Origin of the sequence: Rhodococcus sp. 27YEA15 (assembly GCF_049739425.1) — a bacterium.
In the GTDB taxonomy this organism is placed as follows: Bacteria; Actinomycetota; Actinomycetes; order Mycobacteriales; family Mycobacteriaceae; genus Rhodococcus_F.
In genome coordinates, this window is the sequence record NZ_JBMHHW010000002.1 from 430,048 (window position 1) to 449,730 (window position 19,683).

Sequence of the window (19,683 nt, forward strand, 5' to 3'; positions counted from 1 at the left end):
GAACTGAGGAGGTACGGCCATGCCGGGACCAATGAACGGGGTCCGAGTCGTCGAGTTGGCAGCGTGGGTCGCCGGGCCGTCGGCCGGCGGGATTCTTGCCGACTGGGGTGCGGACGTCATCAAGATCGAGCCACCGACGGGAGACCCGCTGCGCGCGATCTACACCGAGTTGGGTCCTGACGTCGACTACAACCCGTTCTTCGATCCGGACAACAGAGGTAAGCGCAGCGTCGTCTTGAATTTGCGGGATCCGGAGGAAGCCGAGCGCGCACTCGAGATCATCGCCACCGCCGATGTGTTCCTGACGAACATGCGCGGCGCCGCGCTCGCACGACTGGGCTTGGACCACGAGACCCTCCGTGCCCGCGACCCACGCCTGATCTATGCATTCATCACCGGCTACGGCCTGTCGGGGCCGACTGCTGCCGCCGGCGCATTCGATCTCGGGGCTTGCTGGGCGCGCGGGGCGATCGCTGATCTGCTGTCCGTTCCCGGCCAGGACATCCCGCTGCAGCGTAGTGGAATGGGTGATCACTTCGCCGGCGTCACGGCGGCGGGAATGATCAGCGCGGCACTGTTCGATCGTGAGCGAAGCGGTGAGGGACAACTGGTGTCGACATCGTTGGCGCGCGTGGCGGGATATCAGGTGAGCAGTGACCTCAACACGAAACTGCTTCTGGACCTGGACCCCGCGCACCCTGTCCGTACCGCACCGGCCAATCCGCTGGCCAACAACTACGCAGCTGCTGACGGAAAGCGATTCTGGCTACTAGGGATCGAGTCGAATCGACATTGGCCCGCGCTGATCAGGATCGTAGAACGGCAAGACCTGGAATCAGATTCGAGGTTCTCGAGCATCGAAGCTCGCTACGAGAACGCCGGGGAGTTGGTGGCGCTGCTCGACGACGAGTTCGCCAAGCGCCCGCGCTCGGAATGGGCGGCGCGGTTCGACAACGAGGTCAACTTCTTCTGGTCACCCGTCAACGACGTCACCGACCTGTTGGCAGATCCCCAGACCCAGGCGAGCGGCATGCTGGTCGACACCGAGGACGGTTCGGTCTCGCGGCAGATGGTGGCCAGCCCCGTCGACTTCTCGCGGACCCCGGCAGCGGTGCGCACTCGTGCCCCGCAACTGGGCGAGCACACCGACGAAGTTCTTCGCGAACTCGTCGACCGAGCCACCACGACCGGTGTCGCTGTCCGATGAGTACCGATGCAGTGACCCACGACGAGATCGCCACACTGATATCCACTCGGAACAATTGGGGGCGTTGGGGTTCCGATGATCAGCGCGGAGCCGTCAACTTGGTGACTCCAGAACGTACCCGCGCCGCGGCGGCCAGTGTCGGCGCCGGCACGGTGATGTCGCTGAGTCGACCGTTCCCCAAAGAACCCGGCCCGACTAACCGGAAACCGGCCAACCACTACCTCATGCAGGAACCGCGCGGCGCCGGCGGGATGGCGTCGGACTACCTGGGGCTGAACTATCACGGGCTCGCCTGCACCCACATCGACGCTCTCAATCATGCCTGGGGTGAGGAGGGCATGTGGAACGGACGTCAACCCGAGGACGTGCTGCGTCCCGCCGGTGCGCTGTGGGCAGGAATTGACGCCTGGAGTAACGGAATCGTGACGCGCGGAGTGCTTCTCGACGTACCCCGCCATCGCGGAGTCGGCTATGTGACCCAGGACCGTCCCGTGCACGGCCGCGAGCTGCATGAAATCTGCACGGCACAGGGAGTGGAGATTCAGCCCGGTGACGCCGTCGTCGTCCACTCCGGCCGCGAAGAACACGACCGACACGAGGAGCCGTGGGGGACGGGAACCGCTCGTCCCGGCCTGCACGCGTCGTGTCTGGCATTTCTTCGCGACACCGACTGCTCGGTACTGGTCTGGGACATGCTCGACATGGCACCGAACGGTGTCGACATGGACTGGGCGGTGCACGCTGCCCTCTATGCCTTCGGTACTGCACTGGTGGACAACGCCGTGCTCGAGCCGCTCGCGGACGCCTGTGCCGAACGCGGCCGCTACGACTTCATGTTCGTCGCCGCGCCTCTGCCGGTTGCCGGTGGAACCGGTTCTCCGGTGAATCCGTTGGTGATCCTGTGAGTCGGCCGTACAACGTCGCCGGGTACCGGGAGCAGGCTCGGCGCGCCCTCCCCAAGGCGATCTTCGACTTCGTCGACGGCGCTGCTGGTGACGAGTGGACGATGCGCGAGAATCGGGCAGCGTTCGAGCGGCGCGCATTTTTGCCCTCGGTACTGCGTGACGTCAGCGAATGCTCCCTCGCCACCACTGTCTGCAACCGTGAGATGGCAAGCCCGATCATGCTGGCCCCGGCCGGACTGGTTGGGATGATGCACCCCGACGGTGAACGAGCACAGGTGCTTGCCGCCCGTGAGCACGGAGTCATCGCAGTCACGTCGTCGGCGTCGACCTACTCGTTCGAAGAATTGACCGACGCCGTACCGGACCATCGTCCGTGGTTTCAGCTCTATCCGTACAAAGACCGAGGCTTTTACGGGGAAATGGTTTCTCGCGCTGCGAACGCCGGCTTCACCGGGCTCTGTCTGACCGTCGACGCATCGGTGTCGGGTAAACGTGAGCGTGATCTCGCCAACCACCTCAGCGTCCGTCCGCTCCGTGTCACCTGGGGAAACGTTACCGGCGCCGCACGCCACCCCAGGTGGCTGGCCGGTGTCCTGCGCGAGCGTCGCATCGTTGCCCGAATGTCGACGGAAGCGCTCGGTCAGGACCGACCGACGCTGCGCAGCCTGCTGCGCTCGGCCGGTGACTCCGCCGCCAATCTCGTGGAGCTCCTTCCACGCCAGTCGACGTGGGAGGATCTGGAGTGGCTGCGCGACAACTGGTCAGGTCCTCTGGCGGTGAAGGGCATCGTGAATCCTGAGGATGCGCGGCACGCCGCACGTCTCGGCGTCGACGCCATCGTGGTCTCGAATCACGGTGGCCGGCAGTTGGACGGCATACCGGCGACATTCGATCTGCTCCCGCGCGTGCGCGGCGCCGTGGATGAGCACGTCGACCTCATCCTCGACGGTGGGGTACGCCGGGGCGCGGACATCGTCAAAGCCCTCTGTCTCGGTGCGAGTGCCTGCATGGTGGGGCGCCCCTGGGTGTATGGCCTCGCTGCGGCCGGGGTCTCCGGGGTGAACGGCGTCCTGGACATCCTCGAGGAGGAAATGGCCACCACCATGGCGCTTCTCGGTGTCCGCAGCGTCAGTGAACTGGGTTCGTCGCACCTGGCCTGAGTGCAGGCGGTGTCAGGCGTTGTGATTCGATGTCGTCGTTTTTGTCCCAGGCCGGAAGTGCTTGCGCTTCTCGTCCTCGGATCATGAAGTAGTGCGCGGCGGTGATCATGGCAATTCCTGCGGTGCGGAAGGTCGCCTTGTCGCCGGCGGTGAATGCTCCGACCGGCGACGCTCCACCCCGCAGTACCCGAGAGGGTGGAGCGTCGCCGGTCGGAAACCTCTGGAACTAGGAAAGGCTGCCGAAAAGGTTTCCGAGCGAACCGGTGCCGCTCTCGGGCAGGGGGTCCTTCTTGGCGAAGTTCGTGGTGCAACCGTTGAACTTCACCGCGTCGACGAGGGTCGAGGTTGCCGCTGAGCCGCGGCCGACGCTGACACCGTAGTGGTCGACGATGGCGTCCGGCTGAGCATCGGCGATCGCAGAAAGACTCACGCGCGCGAAGTCCTTTGCGCCGTCGATGTTCTGGGTGCTCCACCACTGACCGTCCTGCAAGTTCTGGTGGACTGCCCCTGCGGTGGTGTCGGGGGCCGTGGCATCCGGAACCCAGACGAGAGTGGTGAAGCCGGTGGTGTCGCTGAACTTTCCGCCGGTGGTCCCGCTCAGTCGCAGCTGGAACGATGCTTTCGCGGTGGCCGCGAGTTCGGAGAATCCGATTTCCTGATCCAGGATGTCCGCGAGCTTGACTCCACCTGCGGAGTGGTAGCTCGCGGAGCGATCCTCCACCCCGGTGACCGACAGCTCGAGGGAGCCGTCTGTATCGAGAACGTTCTCGGCGGAGTAGGAGGCGGTGTGGTCCTGTTCGTCGAGGAACGGGATTCCCCAGCCATTGGGGCTCGTCTCGGTGGACAGGGTTGAGCAGACGAATCCGCCCAGAGGCGCGGCGTCCGAGTCGAGCGAGCCCGTGGGGAGTGCGCCGGCGAATGTGGGTGCGACCAACGCAGCTGCACTGACCAGTGCGGCGATGGTGGCGACTCTGCGGGTGTTCTTCGACATGCGAATGAAACCTCTCGGTGAACTGTAGCGATGATGATCCTGTGGAAATTAACACAAACTGACCGGTTTGCACGCATTTGGCTGTCAAAAGAAAATCCGAATCTGCTTACAGGAGAAATCTTTCGGATCGAGGCTAATATTTCGCTTCCTCCCTAGCCTTCCGGGTAGGCGTCGAAATTTTTTGCGAATTGCGTGATGGGCGCCTTGGAATGCGCTGGATCAGAAGTTTCCAATCTTCCTCGAGATGCAATCGAGGATCCAGGCTATTGTTTCGTTTCCCGGATGATTGCCGAAATCGTTACCGGAAGATCTGTCGTCGTTCGATGAAAACCTTGCAATCAGCGTTCGGGTGGAAGCGCAGTTCAACGGGATAAATCCATGGAAGGAAGTTTCGGATATCGGCCAGGAAGGAGTCGTGATTCACGAGTTCCATTGTGGTGAAATGCGGCTTCACTCCTTCTGTTTCGGGAGGATATACACAGGAATGAATATCGGCAATTCCACGGGCCGCAGAATCAGTCGTTATGTGTGACAGGGAATCGCATACAACCGATGAGGATATTCATCGCCGGCCGGCATTGATCGATATCGAGTTCATCGTCCTGCAGGAGAATCGGTTTCCACCGCATTCGGTGTGGAATGAATCCGATAGTGCGCGAGCACCGCGTCCTCGGTAGCTGTCAGTGTTCGGGCGGCGTCGTCGGGCACCGATTGCACGGCGAGGTGGAGTCGGGCGGCGTCGGCTTCGTGCCCGAGATGCTCCAAGAGCATGGAGATGGCGGCGTAGGCTCCACGAGGGTCGGCATTGTCGGACGGTGTTTCGGTCACCTTCGCGGCGGCGGCGTGGAGTGGTTCGAACAGGGACGGGCCGTTGCCGTCGGCATTGAGATCTGCCGAACCCGACCGGTGCAGGGACTGTGTGACTGCGGCGGCGACGTCGGTGACGATGTCGCCGAAGAGATTGTCGGTGACGATCACGTCGAATCGGGATGCGTCCTCGATCAACCGGACACAGGCGGTGTCGGCGTCGAGGTAGGTGCAGTCGACGTCCGGGTATTGAGGAGACAGGCTCTCGAGCAGTGACAGCCAGATACTGCCGGAGTATTCGAGGACGCTCACCTTGTGTACGAGTGTCAGCGTCCCGTGCCGCTTCCGTGTCAGTTCGAAGGCGTACCGTAGCGTCCGCTCGACTCCAAAGGCCGTGGTGACCGAACCCTGAGTCGCCATTGCGTGTCGCGTGCCGGGTCGCAGGATTCCGCCCTCCCCGATGTAGCCGCCTTCGGTGTTCTCACGCACCACGACGACGTCGACGCCGTCCGCTTTGGTATAGCGACGCACGTTGACGTACAGGTCGAGTTCCGCACGGAGGGTGAAGATGATGCCGCGTTCGAGGAGTCCGCGGGGGATACCGTCCGCTCCCACCGGAGGCGATCCGATCACCAGTGCGTCCATCGAGCGCAGGGCGTCGAGATCGCCGCCCGGAAGTACGTCGCCGGTCCTCAGGAACCGCCGAGCCCCGAGATCGAACTCGGTGACGTCGACGGGATATCCGATGATGTCGAGGACTCGTAGCGCCGAGGTGGCGACCGCCCGGCCGTGCTCCGTGACGGGTACGAACCCGATCGACCAAACCATGTGTTCCTCCCGGATATGAAAGTCGGGCCCGAGACCCGTTGTCGCCCAAACGGTAGTGGGTGTGTTCCCGGCGCAGCGATGCGAACGTTCCTGCCACTGGAACACCCGTTCGCTCCGCCGCGGTGGCGCACGCAAGATGGGGTCCAAGCAGTATCCCGGGCCTGACTCACTCGCGGCCGGACAAGGGTGATGCCCTCGACAACCTGACGGACGGCGAAAGGAATCGCTATGGACAAGATCATGATCATCTCTTCGGACGGTCACGCGACAGGTCGTGTGGACGACTATCGGGAGTACCTCGATCCCGAATTCCGCGAGGAATACGACGACTACTGCGTGGAGTTCAAGAAGCAGCCGCGGTACGCCTTCGATCCCGAGGTGTTCAAGCTTCGCGCCGACCTCGACGTCGTGGAGGAGTGGGACCGCGAGGTCAACGAGGCCGGTGTCATGGAAGGCAAGTGGGACATGGATGTCCGACTGGCAGAGATGGACAAGCACGGTGTTGCCGCCGACATCATCTTCCCCGACTTCGGTAAGCCGTTCGAGCTGTACTCCGCCACGCAGGGCGCCAAGGAAGGCGCCAAGCCGCTGGACTTCAAGCACAAGCAGGCGTCGGACCGCGCCTACAACCGTTGGCTGGTCGACTTCACGTCTCCCGCGCCGGAGCGTTTCGCGAACATCGCGATGATCGAGTTCGACGACGTCGACGCAGCAATCGCAGATATGCACTGGGCGAAGGAACAGGGCTTCAAGGGTGTTCTCTGCCCGATGTTCGAAACCAGCGCACCGCTTTTCGACAAAAAGTTCGATCCGGTATGGAGCACCATGGAGGATCTGGGACTGATCCTCAACTCGCATGGCGGTGTTTCCTCGACCAACCGCAGCGGTGAGCGCGACATCTCTGCCGACGCGATGCCGCACCCGGCGATGATTCTCCCGATCATGGCACGACATATCGAGTTCTTCACCCACGAGATTCTCGATCAGTTGATCTTCTGTGGAGTATTTGAGCGGCACCCGAACCTCAAGGTTGTCTTCACCGAGCAGGGCTCGGCATGGGTTCGCCCGAAGCTCGCCGGTGCTGACTACACGTGGAAGGGAAGCTACGTGCGCAGCGACTTGCGCGACGTCGTCAAGCACTCGCCGACTGAGTACTTCGAGCGTCAGTGCTGGATAGGGTCGTCGCTGCTCTCGCGTCATGAGGTCGCGATCCGCCATGACATCGGAATCGACAAGATGATGATCGGTACCGACTTCCCACACCTGGAAGGCATGTGGCATCCCTCGGTGACCGAGTACCTGCGGGCCACCTTCGGCGTTAACCACGTGCCCGAAGATGAGGCTCGACAGATGATGGGCACCACCGCCGCCAAGGTCTTCGACTTCGACGTCGAGAAGCTTGCCCCCCTCGTCGAGCGGATCGGCCCCACCGCCGACGTCGTTCTGTCGGAGCCGGGCCGCGATCTGTACCCGCGCGGCGACGTCCACAAGCCGGCCGCAGGCGCACTCGTCTGAGCCACGAGCGGATAACCATTCACCACGTCCGCGGGTCCTCACGGGCAACCCGCCGATGATCTTTCGCGTCGTCCCAGGTCGACGACGTGTGTAGGAGCAGCCTGCTATGCCTGAAACGAATGACACCTTCGACTTCGACGTGATCGTCGTCGGTGCCGGACCCACCGGACTGACACTCACGATCGACTTGGGGCGCCGCGGCGTCCGCTGTCTGATCATCGAGAAAGAACCGACGCCGGCGCCGTGGCCCAAGATGGATCGGTCCAATGCCCGGACCATGGAAATCTATCGTCGATTGGGGATCGCCGAGCGTGTACGTGAACTCGGCTACCCCGCCGACAACCCGATGGACATCGTCCTCGCCACGACGATGAACGAGCCTGCCGTTGCCGTGCAGTCGTACCCGTCGGTGGCAGAGCGCCGCGAGCAGATCGCGGCGTCCACGGACGGTAGTTACCCGCTCGAGCCGTACCAGCTGGTCTCGCAGAACACCATCGAACCGCTGCTGCGCGACGTCGCGCAGAACGAGACGCCGAACACCACGGTCCGATACGGTCACGAACTGATCGACTTCACGCAGGACGCCGACGGCGTGTCCGTCGTGGTCCGCGATGCGGACGGCGCGGATCACACCTATCGGTGTGCCTTCCTCGTCGGCAGCGACGGCGGCACCAGCACGGTGCGCAAGAAGCTCGGTATCAGACTCAACGGCCGGGCCGCGATTGGTGAGATCCGGCAGGTGATCTGCCGATCCGACGACATGTACGAGAAGATGGCCATCAGCAAGGGCCGTCACTACCATTTCGTCGGCAGTGACGACGGACTCGTCGTCCACGGTGACCGCAAGGAAATGTCCTACGGTACGACGCTTCCCGAGGACACCGACTTCGAGGCACATATCCGTCGCCTGATCGGGTTCGACTGTCACCTCGAGATCCTCACGGTGAACACGTGGCGACCGCACCTACTGCTTGCCGACCGGTACCGTGACGGCCGGGTATTCCTGGCCGGTGACGCCGCGCACCTCGTCATCCCGACCGGCGGTCTGGGAATGAACACCGGTATCGGCGATGCGATCGACCTCGCCTGGAAGCTCGCGGGCGTCGTGAATGGTTGGGGCGGTGAAGAACTACTCGCCGGCTACGAACTCGAACGCAGGCCGGTGGGCAGACGGAACATCGAGGCGTCCGGGTGGGCAACCGACGGTGCCACACTGTACCGCCAGATTTCGAGCACCTACGAGGAGTCCGAGGGTGAGGCCGGTGCGGCCGCTCGGGAGCGTCTGGTCAACTCGTTCCTCAACGATCACGGCCGTATGCACGGCATGGTGGGCGTGGAGACCTGCTACTCGTACGCCGGTTCACCGTTGGTGGCGCACGAGCCCGGCAACATCCCGTCGTGGGAGTTCTGCCGGATCGAACCGCATGGTCGCCCGGGCATCCGCATCCCACACATGTGGCTCAAGGACGGTTCGCCGCTGCAGGATTCGCTCGGCGCCGATTACACGCTGCTCGACCTGACCGGCGAGGCGGACACCAGCGCGTTCGAGGACGCGTTCGGTGACCTGAAGGCGCCACTGCAGGTAGTCCGGATGGACGAGCCGCAGTTGCGTGACTTCTACAACGGCTCGCTGTTCCTACTCCGGCCGGATCTGCACATCGCCTGGCGTGGGGACGCGGCACCTGCCGACGCCCGAGCTCTCGCGGATCTCGTCACGGGGCACGGCCCGAGTTACCGTCGCTGATCGAGCCGATCTACGACAGGACAGATGTGCAGTTCGGTGTGTTCGTTCCCCAGGGTTGGACTCTCGACCTCGCCGGAGTGCCGGTCGAAAGCCAGTGGCCGGTGATGCGTGGCCTCGCTCAGGCCGCCGATCGTGGTGGGTGGGAGAGTATCTGGTTGTTCGATCACTTCCACACCGTTCCGGTGGTGACGGACGAGGCCACGCACGAGGCATGGACCCTCATGGCGGCCTTCGCCGCCGTCACCGAACGAGTACGCCTGGGGCAGATGTGTACCTGCATCTGTTACCGGAACCCGGCCTACCTGGCCAAGGTCGCCGCGACGGTGGACATCGTCTCCGGCGGCCGAGCCCAGGTAGGCGTCGGGGCGGGCTGGTACGAGCAGGAATTCCGTGCCTACGGCTACGATTTTCCCGCCCCAGGCGCCCGACTCGGAATGCTCGAGGAGGGCGTCCGGATCATGCGTGACCTTTGGTTAGAGGGCCGCTCGACTATGCGGGGCAAGCACTTCGATGCAGACGGCGCGATCTGCCGTCCGTTGCCGCTCCAGGAAGGCGGCATTCCGCTCTGGATCGCCGGTAGCGGAGAGAAGAAGACACTGCGCATCGTCGCCGAGTATGCCGACTACGCGAACTTCGCTCCGGAGCCGGACGAGTTCGTGCACAAGTCAGCAGTCCTGGCCGGGCACTGCGCTGATCTCGGCCGGGATTTCGGGTCGATCACTCGTTCGGCCAATTATCCGGTGATCGTGGGGGCCACCGAGCGGGAGGTGCGAGAGCGCCTGGACTGGATCACCGCGCACTACGCTCCGCTGGTCCCGCCCGCCGAGTTGGCGACGCTCGAACACACGTACCGCACCACCCAGTTGGTCGGGACGCCCGAACAGATCGTGGAAAAGCTCCGCGCCGCCGAGCGAATCGGAATGACCTACGCGATCTGCACGTTCGTCGAAGCTGCTTACGATCGACGCGGAATGGAACTGTTCGAGCGTGAAGTCATCCCGGCGTTCGTCTGACGCCGATTGGCCGTAAAGCGCTTGCCTCCAACAGATTCTGGAGTGCGGAACAGTGACGCCCCTCATTGTCGTGGTCGTCCTAGTGTACAGGCATGGCCACCGCTGAGGGTTCACACGACAGTTTTCGTCTCGACGGAATGACGGCAGTTGTGACGGGAGGTGCTTCCGGAATAGGCGCGGCCATCGCCGCCAAGTTCATCGACAACGGGGCGCACGTATTCGTCACCGACCTCCCCGCGGTCATCCGGACCCATGAGGACGAACCGTCGCGGACGCATATCCCCTGTGACGTCACCGACGAAACGTCAGTAGAACATGCAGTCGAGCAGATCATCGTGCACTCTCGCACTGTCGACATCGTCGTCAACTGCGCCGGAATCGTTGTCCTTGCGAAAGCCGAGGATCTCACCCTCGAAGGCTGGTCCCGCACCCTGGCTGTCAACCTCACCGGCACCTTCCTGGTCGCGAAACACCTCGGAAAGCACATGATCCGCGCTGGTAAGGGCCGAATCGTGAACATTGCATCACAAGCTGCACACGTCGCACTCGACCAGCACGCCGCCTACTGCGCCTCGAAGGCCGGGGTCATCGGGCTGACTAAGGTGCTCGCCTCCGAGTGGGGACCCCACGGCATCACCGTCAACTCCATTTCACCCACAGTGGTGTTGACCGAACTGGGCCGTAAAGCCTGGGACGGCCCGCGCGGCGACGCCCTACTCACACAGATCCCCACGGGCCGGTTTGCGCTACCCGACGAAATTGCCTCAGCTGCACTATATCTCGTGTCGTCGTCGGCCGGAATGGTCAACGGCGCCGATCTCGTGCTCGACGGTGGTTACACCATCCGCTGACAACAAGCCCTGTCCCTGATCCGCGACATCCGAAGGTGACCGATGACCCGCCTGTACAACGATCCTGCCGCGTTCTCCGACGACATGCTCACTGGTTTCGCCGATGCCCATCGGCAATACGTCCGCAAAGTCGCGGGTGGAGTCGTGCGCGCGACGCCGCCCCCGCCAGGGAAGACCGTGGTGATCGTCGGCGGGGGCGCCGGTCACTACCCGGCTTTCTGCGGCCTCGTCGGCCCCGGATTCGCCGACGGCGCCGTCGTCGGTAACGTCTTTACCTCCCCGTCGGCGGCGCAGGTCGAATCGGTGGCGCGGGCGGCTGCCACCAGTGGCGGGGTGCTTCTCCTGAGCGGCAACTACACCGGCGATACCATCAACTTCGACATCGCGCGGAATGCACTGTGCGCCGACGGAATCGAAACCGTCTACCTCACGGTGACCGATGACGTGGCTAGTGCGCCACCGCAGGAACATGCCCGGCGAAGAGGCGTCGCCGGCGGATTCGTCGTCTTCAAGGTGGCAGCCGCCGCTGCGGACGGGGGAGCGCCGCTCGCCGAGGTGGCGCGGGTGGCGACGCACGCCAACGCCATGACCAGGACAATCGGTGTCGCGTTCGACGGCTGCACCCTTCCCGGCGACAGCACTCCCTTGTTCACGGTTCCGGCCGGGCGGATGGGTATCGGTCTGGGCATCCACGGAGAACCCGGTGTCGACGAGACGGCTGTGCCCACGGCGGCAGAGCTCGCCGAGCTCCTCGTCGACCGGCTGCTCGACAACGCTCCGGTGTCGGGTACTGGTCGGGTTGCTGTGGTGCTCAACGGTTTCGGCGGAGTCAAGTACGAGGAACTGTTCGTGGTCTGGTCGTCGGTGGCGGTGCGGCTGCGGAGCCTGGGACTGGAAGTCGTCGACCCCGAAATCGGCGAGTTGGTGACGAGCCTCGACATGGCCGGCTGCTCGTTGACCCTCAGCTGGCTCGACGACGAACTCGAGGCGCTGTGGAGCAGCGCCGCAGACACACCGGCCTTCCGGCGGGGCGGCGCAGTGCTCGAATCGACTCGTGCCTCCGGAGCGAATCAGTCTGAACATGACCGGGCGGAGGTTGTCGAACCGGTTCGCCCCACTGCGGAGCCCGACCGCTACGCCACAGCCGTTGTCGAGGCGCTGAGCCGTGTGGTGGACACTTTGGAGGACATTGCCCCCGAACTCGGTCGGCTCGATGCTGTTGCGGGAGACGGGGATCACGGCCGAGGCATGACGAGGGGTGCCGCAGCCGCGCTCACCGCCGCGCAGCGAGCAGCAGCCGTCGGTGACAATGCCGGGGCAACGCTTATCGCCGCCGGTGACGCCTGGGCGGCGCGCGCGGGTGGGACGTCTGGTGTCTTGTGGGGAGCGGGGCTCGCGGCAGCGGGACGCTCACTCGCCGACGTGTCCGAGCCGAACCCGGAGAATTGGGTGAGCGCCGTTCGCGTCGCCTACGAGGAGGTGCGGAGACTCGGCAAGGCGACACCGGGCGACAAAACGATGCTCGATGCGTTGGCGCCGTTCGTCGATGCCGTCGATGCCGAGTTGGCGGCCGATTCCCACTGGCAGACAGCATGGAGCAAAGCCTCCGACGCCGCCGAAGATGCGGCGCGTGACACTGCGGATCTTCGGCCACGAGTGGGGCGCGCGCGGCCGCTCGCGGAAAAAAGCATCGGCACACCCGATCCCGGTGCAGTGTCCTTGGCTGCATGCGCGCGTGCCGCGATGCCCGCGACCGATTCGGTGGCAAAATGACTGCCGGTTGGAGAGTGGTGATCGGCAGCGACGACGCCGGCGCAACCTACCGTGAACTGCTCCGTGAGGATCTCGAGCGTGATCCGCGGGTGGAGAGCGTTCAGGACATCGGGGCGAGCGACGCCACCCCCTACCCCGACGTAGCCGTCACCGCCGCGCAGCTCGTCGCCGACGGTCAGGCGGATCGCGCTCTGCTTATCTGCGGAACCGGTCTCGGTGTTGCCATCGCAGCCAACAAAGTTCAGGGCATCCGGGCGGTCACGGCCCACGACAGCTTCTCAGTCGAGAGGGGAGTACTGAGCAACGACGCCCAGGTGCTGTGCCTCGGTCAACGCGTCGTCGGAGTGGAGATCGCGCGCCGCCTTGCCCGCGAATGGTTGGGCTATCACTTCGATCCGGCGTCCCCGTCCGCGGCGAAGGTGGCGCGGATAAGCCGTTACGAATCCGACTGTGGCCGTTCGGTGGCGGCTGACCTCGACCCTCGACTCGACACGGATTCGAAGTTCAAATCCCGACAATTCCGAGCGTTGGAACGGTGACAGGACACCCCCGGTCGATACGGACACTATCTGCGAATGATTCCGGAGAGTAGAGCACCGCGAATGCTGGTGCGTGTGACGTGCTGACCTTGTGGCTGGGCATCTGCACTGGATGCGTCTACGTATTGGTTGCGACGGGCTTCAACATGGTTTTCGTCGCGTCGGGAACGTTCAACTTCGCTCAACCGCAGTTCTTGGTGCTTGGCACCTTCCTGGCGTATGCCACCGTGTTCACCTTCGGTCTGTCGCCGTGGGTGGCGTTGCCGTTCGGCCTGCTCGCCGGCGCTGCGATCGGTGCCGCCGAAGAACGGCTCGTCATTCGTCCGGTGCGGTCCAAGGGAATCAACGCCGAGTTGGTCACCATGGTCGGCTGGTCGGTCGCGATGCAGGGCGTCATGCTCCTGATCTGGAAGGAGAATCCACTCGCGGTCAAGGGCCTCGCGCCGGATCACGTGTTCACCCTCCTCGGTGTGCGAGTGACAGCCGCCCAATTGGTGCTCGTCGGCGTCACACTCGTTCTCGCCGTAGGACTGTACCTGTGGTCGCACCTGACGATGCTGGGCATCGCGAGCCTCGCGACATCCGAAGACCGCGACGTCGCAATGCTCCGCGGAATCAACGTTCCCCGGCTGGGTATCGGCGCCTTCGCCCTCGCCGGCGGTCTGCTCTGCGCGATGGGCCCGATCGCCGGACCCACGACGTTCGCCGTCTACAGCTTCGGCGACACCGTCGTGCTCTACGCCTTCCTGGCCATGGCGATCGGCGGCTTCGGGCACAACATCGGCGCGATCATCGGTGGTCTGGGGCTGGGCATCTTTCAAGCCGAGATTTCCCTGCACTGGGGTGACAAGTGGATCAGCGTACTCACGTTCGCACTGCTGCTGTCGGTGTTGCTTCTGCGCCCCCAAGGACTGTTCGGCGAGCGAAATGAGAGGGTCGTATGACTGCGTGGCGGTTGGATCGAATCCCGTCCTGGTTCCTTCCCCTGGTCGCCGGTCTCGTGTTGGTCGCCGTACCATGGTTCGGGACCGATCCACTCTGGGTACGGCAGCTGACCCTGATCGCGATTTACACCATGTTGGTTGCGGGACTGAATATCACGTTCGGTTACGCCGGGATGCTGTCGTTGGGTCAAGTGGCGATGTTCGCGCTCGGCGCGTACACCACCGGCATCCTGATGATCCGCGGATGGTCCATGCTGTCGAGTCTCGCCGTCGCGGTGATTGCCGCAGGCGTCGTCGGCTTCGTCACGGGTCTACCCGGGCTTCGGTTGGGTGGCTGGGGACTTGGCATGACGTCGTTCTTCCTGGTGTTGCTGATCCCCGACATCACCCAGATCTTCACTGAGCAGACCGGTGGGTTGTACGGACTGACTGCCATCCCGGCCGCCACGATCGGTGGCCGCGTGCTGGACAAGAACGAGTTCTATGCCGTGTGCATCATCGCCATGGTGATCGTCCTCGCGCTGCTGCGTAACCTGATGCTGTCCTCGTTCGGAAACTCGCTGCGCATTCTGCGGCGAAGCCCGGTTCTGGCAACATCTCTCGGCCTCAATACCAACGTCATCAAGGCCAAGGCCTTTGTCATCTCGTCGCTACCTGCCGGTCTCGGCGGCGGCCTCGTGGTGTGCCTCGACCACTTCATCGCGCCGACGTCCTTCACCCTGACGCTCGGGGTTCTGATCATCGCCGCCTCCGTGCTCGGAGGCTCCGAGAGCATCTACGGCGCGTTCTTCGGAGTGGCAGTGATCCGTCTCGGTACGTGGCAGGTCACCGCCTTCGACAAGTACTCGTTGGTTGCCTACGGATTGTTCCTTGTGGTCGGTGGTGTCTTCTTCTCGAGGGGGATCGCCGGTCTTGCCGACCAACACCTTTCGCGGTGGCGTTCGCGTCCGACAGCCACTGCCGAGTCGCGGGAACAACCCGGACCGATTCCCGCGATCGAGGTACAGCCGATTCCGGGCGGCGTTCTGGAAATACACGGACTGACCAAACACTTCCAGGGAAACCAGGCGCTGAACGACGTCTCCATCACTGCGGTGCCCGGCCAGGTCACCGGCCTCGTCGGGGCAAACGGGTCAGGCAAGACAACACTGCTGAACTTGATCTCCGGCCTTTACCGACCGACCTCCGGTGACGTGAGCCTCGCGGGTGAACGGTTGTCCGGCCGAGCGCCGCATCTGATTGCTCGCCGTGGGGTGGCCCGAACCTTCCAGACACCGGTGCTCCCGGACGGGATGACCGTGCTCGAGGCGGTCGCCTCCGCGCGGTATGCGAACGACGCCGTCAGCATCGCCGCGACGATACTGCGTCTGCCCGCTCACCGACGCGCCGAGCGATCCCGGGCGGAGGCTGCCCGGCAAGCTCTGCGACTCGTGGGGTGCGAGGACCTCGCAGACCAGGATGCCGCAGGCCTGGCGCTGGGTACCCGTCGACGCGTCGAGGTTGCTCGTGCACTGGCCGCCGACCCACATCTGATTCTCCTTGACGAGGCGGCGTCCGGGCTCGACGAGGGGGAGGTGGAGGAACTCGCGTCGGTGATCCGGCGAGTCGCCGATGCCGGTGCGACAGTGCTCCTCGTCGAACACAACTTCAAGATGGTCTGCTCAGTGTCGGACCGGATCTACGTCCTCGAATCGGGGCGATTGCTGGCCGAAGGCACTGCTGACGAGATCCAAGCCAATGCGGCTGTGGCGGAAAGCTACCTGGGACAACTGCCCGATGCCGACGAACTGGGAGCGACGACCAATGCGCACGAATGACGCGTCCTCGACGCTGTTGGAAGTCAAGGACCTCAGTGCCGGCTACCGCGACCTACTCGCCGTCCGCGATGTGTGCCTGAGCGTCCACCCCGGCGAAGTCACCGTGCTGCTCGGGCGAAACGGCGCAGGCAAGAGCACGGTGTTGCTCACGATCGCGGGCCTGGCCAAGCGTGCGTCCGGCCAGATCCTACTCGACGGAGCCGACATCACCTCCCTCTCGCCGTATGCACGTAACGGTTCGGGGATCTCGCTAGTGCCTGAGAACAAACGGGTCTTCCGCCGCCGCACCGTCGAGGAGAACCTCGCCATCGGCGGGTACGTCCTCACACGTGGCGAACGACGCGCAGCCATTCAGAATGCATACGAACGCTTTCCGGCGCTGCACGCCAAACGGCACGATGCGGCCGGTGGTTTGAGCGGCGGGCAACAACAGATGCTGTCCATCGCTCAGGCGCTCATGCCTGGACCCCGAGTGATCATGCTCGACGAGCCCACCGCCGGGTTGGCACCGGCGATCGTCAACGACGTCCTCGAGATACTCGTGTCGATCCAGGCGGAAGGTATCGGTGTTCTGCTCGTCGAGCAGCTCGTCGACCAGGCGCTGTCCGTGGCCGATCACGTGGTTCTGCTCGATCACGGACGAGTGCAGTACAATGCGTCGACGGACGGTCTGCACGATTTCGAGCAACTACGAAACATCTACTTGGGGAAGCAATCCGGATGACTCGGAGGGAACATCGGTGTCGATGTTCCGGCAAGTGGCACCGGGGCGCGCCTTGCAGCGTGGCGGAGTCCACCATTCCCAGTAGTTCGTCATTGAATCTCACCCGGCCGTGACAGGTGCCGGCAGAAACAAGGGAACTTGACAGTGCGCAGAGTGATGTACGGCATCCTGGCAATTCTGCTGGTACTCACCGGCTGTGGGGTCGCGGACTCGGCGAGTTCGGGCGATGCGGGTGGCCGGTTCCGAGTGCTCGTCATCACCGGAACTTCGGGGGCTTTCGCCGAGTTCGCCAATGCGAACGTGATCGGATTGAAGGCGGCGGCGAAGGTGATCAACGAGGCCGGTGGGATCGGCGGTCGTGAGGTCGAGGTCAAAGTCGTCGACGATCAGAGCGACGCCACACAGGCCGTCAGCTTGCTCCAGCAGGAATTGGTGGCATCGCGCCCCGATCTGGTGACCTTCTTCACGATCGACGAGGGGCAGGCGTTGATGCCGATCCTCGACGAGGAGAAGATCCTGGTCATGACCGTCTCGGGTGATCCGCTCGCAGACCCCGAGAAGTACCCGTACCTCACCTCGCTCGCGTCCGATCAGCGGGCACCCTATGTTGCCATGCGGAAACGGCTCGAAGCAGAAGGCGCCAAGAACGTCGGATTCATGACCACCAACGACGGTGTCGGGCTGGTCGACTGGCCGGCTTTCCAGGAGGCGATGGACGGGTCCGGCATGACACTGTTCAACGAGCCGGTGAACCTGAAATCGCTCAATGTCACGCCCAACATGCTGTCGTTGAAGAACAAGGGCATCGACCACCTGGTTGTCGAGTCGTACACCTCACTTACCTCGTACATCTTCTCTGCACGCACCGCAGCGGGTATGGAGGAAATCCCCACCATCGGCGATTCACCTGTCGCGCAGACCAACCCGGCCAAAGCGATCGCGCCGTCCGATCAGAAGAACGTCGTCTTGGTGGCCGCTAATCCTCAGGTCGAGGGCGCAGTGTCGGGGCAGGGCTGGGACACGATGATCGAAGCGCTCACCGCAACCGGCCCCATTTCCGTGATTCAGTCACAGGCCACCGTATACACCGGGTTGCAGGCATTCGCTGCCGCTGCCACGAAAGCAGGCTCGACCGATCCGGTGGACATGATCAAGGCGCTGCGGGGGAAGCTCGAAAGCCCTGATTTCACCTTCCCGCAGGTGTGGGAGCCGGTGAGTTCGACCTCGCTGCTTCTCAAGTCTCCGCCTGACCAGTTCAACTTCGTCGAGGTGGCTTCGTACAACAGTATCGGCCAGTTTCCGGCCAGTGCGGTTGTGGGTTAGCCGGGCCAGGACTCATTGATGACCAAGTATGTCGGTGCGATCGACCAGGGCACCACAAGTACCCGATTCATGGTCTTCGATCATTGCGGGCGCGAGGTGGCCAAGCATCAGCGCGAACACAAACAGATCCTGCCGCGCGCCGGGTGGGTGGAGCACGATCCGTACGAGATCTGGCAGGCCACACAAGAAGTCGTCTCGGCGGCACTGGGCAAGGCCGGTATCACCGCCAAAGATCTCGCCGCAATCGGCGTTACCAATCAGCGTGAGACGACGCTCGTATGGGATCGCCGCACAGGCGTACCGTACTGCAACGCAGTCGTGTGGCAGGACACTCGAACCGACAAGATCGCCGCCGCACTGACCAATGACGGGCACAGCGCCGTGATCCGCAAGCGGTCGGGACTGACTCCCTCGCCGTACTTCTCGGGCGGCAAGGTCCGCTGGATCCTCGAAAACGTCGATGGCGTGCGAGCCGACGCCGACGCCGGCCACGCAATCTTCGGCACCGTCGACTCCTGGTTGATTTGGTGGCTCACCGGCGGCCCCGACGGCGGTCTGCACGTCACCGACGTGACCAACGCCGGCCGTACCATGCTCATGGATCTGGAATCACTGATGTGGGACGACGAACTGTTGGCGCTCTTCGACATTCCGCGTTCGATGCTGCCCGCAATCAAGTCCTCGTCCGAGGTGTACGGGTACACCGAAGTGGACGGTCCGTTCAAAGGGGCAGTCGCGATCGCCGGTGATCTCGGCGATCAACACGCAGCCCTGGTCGGTCAGGTGTGCCTCGAGCCCGGTCAGCTCAAGAACACTTACGGAACCGGAAACTTCCTGCTGCTCAACACCGGTACTGAGATCGTCAGATCCGCAAACGGATTATTGACGACGCTCGCCTACAAGTTCGGCGACGCCCCTGCTGTCTACGCGCTGGAGGGCTCCATTGCCGTGACCGGATCGTCGATCCAGTGGTTGCGTGATCAACTCGGAATCATCGATTCCGCCAGTGACGTCGAAGCTTTGGCGGCATCGGTGGACGACAACGGCGGGGTCTGTTTCGTTCCGGCGTTCTCCGGACTGTTCGCACCGTACTGGCGCTCGGATGCGCGCGGCATCATCGTCGGGCTGTCGAGATACAACACGAGCGCCCACATCGCCCGCGCCGCACTCGAAGCCATCTGCTTGCAGAGCAAGGACGTCGTCGACGCCATGATCGCCGACGCTGGTCTCGACCTGACAATCCTGCGAGTCGACGGAGGAGTGACCGCCAACGAATTGTGCATGCAGATTCAGGCGGACGTCCTCGGAGTTCCGGTCAGCCGTCCCGTCGTGGCGGAAACCACGGCCCTAGGCGCGGCCTATGCCGCCGGCCTCGCGGTCGGATACTGGGCCGACACCGATGAGCTCGTCGCCAACTGGAACGAGTCCCGGCGCTGGGAGCCGCACTCCTCGCCGGGGGATAGGGAACGCCGACAGTCGCAGTGGAAGAATGCGGTCGAGAAGACCATGGGCTGGGTGGACGTGGGCGATTGACTTGGCGAG

General features: G+C 63.7%; 16 protein-coding genes. 14 read left to right on the forward strand and 2 right to left on the reverse strand.

Annotated elements, in window-relative coordinates:
- The first annotated feature begins 19 nt into the window (after positions 1-19).
- Genes ABH922_RS27030 through ABH922_RS27040 form a run of 3 tightly spaced genes read left to right on the forward strand, consistent with a single transcriptional unit; the run spans position 20 to position 3,272 of the window.
- Positions 20-1,207, forward strand: coding sequence for a CaiB/BaiF CoA transferase family protein (locus ABH922_RS27030; RefSeq protein WP_424810108.1), 1,188 nt, complete (start codon positions 20-22; stop codon positions 1,205-1,207).
- Positions 1,204-2,112 (forward strand): cyclase family protein, encoded by a 909-nt coding sequence (locus tag ABH922_RS27035; protein ID WP_424810109.1) that lies wholly within the window; start codon positions 1,204-1,206, stop codon positions 2,110-2,112. The genes ABH922_RS27030 and ABH922_RS27035 overlap by 4 nt, the downstream gene beginning before the upstream one ends.
- Positions 2,109-3,272 carry an alpha-hydroxy acid oxidase gene (locus ABH922_RS27040; protein WP_424810110.1) on the forward strand — a complete coding sequence of 388 codons (1,164 nt, stop codon included), beginning with the start codon at positions 2,109-2,111 and terminating at the stop codon, positions 3,270-3,272. The genes ABH922_RS27035 and ABH922_RS27040 overlap by 4 nt, the downstream gene beginning before the upstream one ends.
- Before the next feature lie 226 nt (positions 3,273-3,498).
- Here ABH922_RS27040 and ABH922_RS27045 read toward each other — a convergent pair whose 3' ends face one another.
- Both ABH922_RS27045 and ABH922_RS27050 read right to left on the reverse strand, forming a co-directional pair.
- Positions 3,499-4,263, reverse strand: a complete 765-nt coding sequence (locus ABH922_RS27045; RefSeq protein ID WP_424810111.1) for a hypothetical protein — start codon at positions 4,261-4,263, stop codon at positions 3,499-3,501.
- A gap of 594 nt (positions 4,264-4,857) precedes the next feature.
- Positions 4,858-5,898: an isocitrate/isopropylmalate family dehydrogenase gene (locus tag ABH922_RS27050; protein ID WP_424810112.1), complete on the reverse strand. Its 1,041-nt coding sequence runs from the start codon at positions 5,896-5,898 to the stop codon at positions 4,858-4,860.
- A gap of 228 nt (positions 5,899-6,126) precedes the next feature.
- Between ABH922_RS27050 and ABH922_RS27055 the strand changes: the two genes are divergently transcribed.
- The 11 genes from ABH922_RS27055 (at position 6,127) to glpK (ending at position 19,674) form a co-directional block, all read left to right on the forward strand.
- Positions 6,127-7,413, forward strand: a complete 1,287-nt coding sequence (locus ABH922_RS27055; protein WP_424810113.1) for an amidohydrolase family protein — start codon at positions 6,127-6,129, stop codon at positions 7,411-7,413.
- A gap of 106 nt (positions 7,414-7,519) precedes the next feature.
- The gene (locus tag ABH922_RS27060; protein ID WP_424810114.1) at positions 7,520-9,157 is read left to right on the forward strand and encodes an FAD-dependent monooxygenase; all 1,638 of its coding nucleotides are present in this window, start codon (positions 7,520-7,522) and stop codon (positions 9,155-9,157) included.
- 26 nt (positions 9,158-9,183) lie between these two features.
- Positions 9,184-10,170, forward strand: a complete 987-nt coding sequence (locus ABH922_RS27065) for an LLM class F420-dependent oxidoreductase (RefSeq protein ID WP_424810115.1) — start codon at positions 9,184-9,186, stop codon at positions 10,168-10,170.
- 92 nt (positions 10,171-10,262) lie between these two features.
- Positions 10,263-11,021, forward strand: a complete 759-nt coding sequence (locus ABH922_RS27070; RefSeq protein WP_424810116.1) for a GolD/DthD family dehydrogenase — start codon at positions 10,263-10,265, stop codon at positions 11,019-11,021.
- Positions 11,022-11,063: 42 nt separating this feature from the next.
- Positions 11,064-12,794, forward strand: coding sequence for a dihydroxyacetone kinase family protein (locus tag ABH922_RS27075; protein ID WP_424810117.1), 1,731 nt, complete (start codon positions 11,064-11,066; stop codon positions 12,792-12,794).
- The gene (locus ABH922_RS27080) at positions 12,791-13,333 is read left to right on the forward strand and encodes a ribose-5-phosphate isomerase (RefSeq protein WP_424810118.1); all 543 of its coding nucleotides are present in this window, start codon (positions 12,791-12,793) and stop codon (positions 13,331-13,333) included. The genes ABH922_RS27075 and ABH922_RS27080 overlap by 4 nt, the downstream gene beginning before the upstream one ends.
- An 80-nt stretch (positions 13,334-13,413) precedes the next feature.
- The gene (locus ABH922_RS27085; RefSeq protein ID WP_424810119.1) at positions 13,414-14,277 is read left to right on the forward strand and encodes a branched-chain amino acid ABC transporter permease; all 864 of its coding nucleotides are present in this window, start codon (positions 13,414-13,416) and stop codon (positions 14,275-14,277) included.
- Positions 14,274-16,094, forward strand: coding sequence for an ABC transporter permease subunit (locus tag ABH922_RS27090; RefSeq protein WP_424810120.1), 1,821 nt, complete (start codon positions 14,274-14,276; stop codon positions 16,092-16,094). The genes ABH922_RS27085 and ABH922_RS27090 overlap by 4 nt, the downstream gene beginning before the upstream one ends.
- A complete protein-coding gene (locus tag ABH922_RS27095) occupies positions 16,081-16,818 on the forward strand; it encodes an ABC transporter ATP-binding protein (protein ID WP_424810121.1) in 738 nt (245 codons plus the stop codon). The genes ABH922_RS27090 and ABH922_RS27095 overlap by 14 nt, the downstream gene beginning before the upstream one ends.
- Before the next feature lie 144 nt (positions 16,819-16,962).
- A complete protein-coding gene (locus tag ABH922_RS27100) occupies positions 16,963-18,141 on the forward strand; it encodes an ABC transporter substrate-binding protein (RefSeq protein WP_424810122.1) in 1,179 nt (392 codons plus the stop codon).
- A gap of 18 nt (positions 18,142-18,159) precedes the next feature.
- On the forward strand, positions 18,160-19,674 hold the full coding sequence (gene glpK, locus ABH922_RS27105; protein WP_424810123.1) for a glycerol kinase GlpK: 1,515 nt from the start codon (positions 18,160-18,162) through the stop codon (positions 19,672-19,674).
- The last annotated feature ends 9 nt before the right edge of the window (positions 19,675-19,683 follow it).

Excerpts from the sequence above, each read along its gene's own strand:
- ABH922_RS27080 (WP_424810118.1), top strand. The coding sequence starts at position 12,791 with ATGACTGCCGGTTGGAGAGTGGTGATCGGCAGCGACGACGCCGGCGCA.
- ABH922_RS27075 (WP_424810117.1), top strand. The coding sequence starts at position 11,064 with ATGACCCGCCTGTACAACGATCCTGCCGCGTTCTCCGACGACATGCTC.
- glpK (WP_424810123.1), top strand. The coding sequence starts at position 18,160 with ATGACCAAGTATGTCGGTGCGATCGACCAGGGCACCACAAGTACCCGA.
- ABH922_RS27035 (WP_424810109.1), top strand. The coding sequence starts at position 1,204 with ATGAGTACCGATGCAGTGACCCACGACGAGATCGCCACACTGATATCC.
- ABH922_RS27055 (WP_424810113.1), top strand. The coding sequence starts at position 6,127 with ATGGACAAGATCATGATCATCTCTTCGGACGGTCACGCGACAGGTCGT.
- ABH922_RS27045 (WP_424810111.1), bottom strand. The coding sequence starts at position 4,263 with ATGTCGAAGAACACCCGCAGAGTCGCCACCATCGCCGCACTGGTCAGT.
- ABH922_RS27060 (WP_424810114.1), top strand. The coding sequence starts at position 7,520 with ATGCCTGAAACGAATGACACCTTCGACTTCGACGTGATCGTCGTCGGT.
- ABH922_RS27095 (WP_424810121.1), top strand. The coding sequence starts at position 16,081 with ATGCGCACGAATGACGCGTCCTCGACGCTGTTGGAAGTCAAGGACCTC.
- ABH922_RS27070 (WP_424810116.1), top strand. The coding sequence starts at position 10,263 with ATGGCCACCGCTGAGGGTTCACACGACAGTTTTCGTCTCGACGGAATG.
- ABH922_RS27090 (WP_424810120.1), top strand. The coding sequence starts at position 14,274 with ATGACTGCGTGGCGGTTGGATCGAATCCCGTCCTGGTTCCTTCCCCTG.
- ABH922_RS27030 (WP_424810108.1), top strand. The coding sequence starts at position 20 with ATGCCGGGACCAATGAACGGGGTCCGAGTCGTCGAGTTGGCAGCGTGG.
- ABH922_RS27050 (WP_424810112.1), bottom strand. The coding sequence starts at position 5,898 with ATGGTTTGGTCGATCGGGTTCGTACCCGTCACGGAGCACGGCCGGGCG.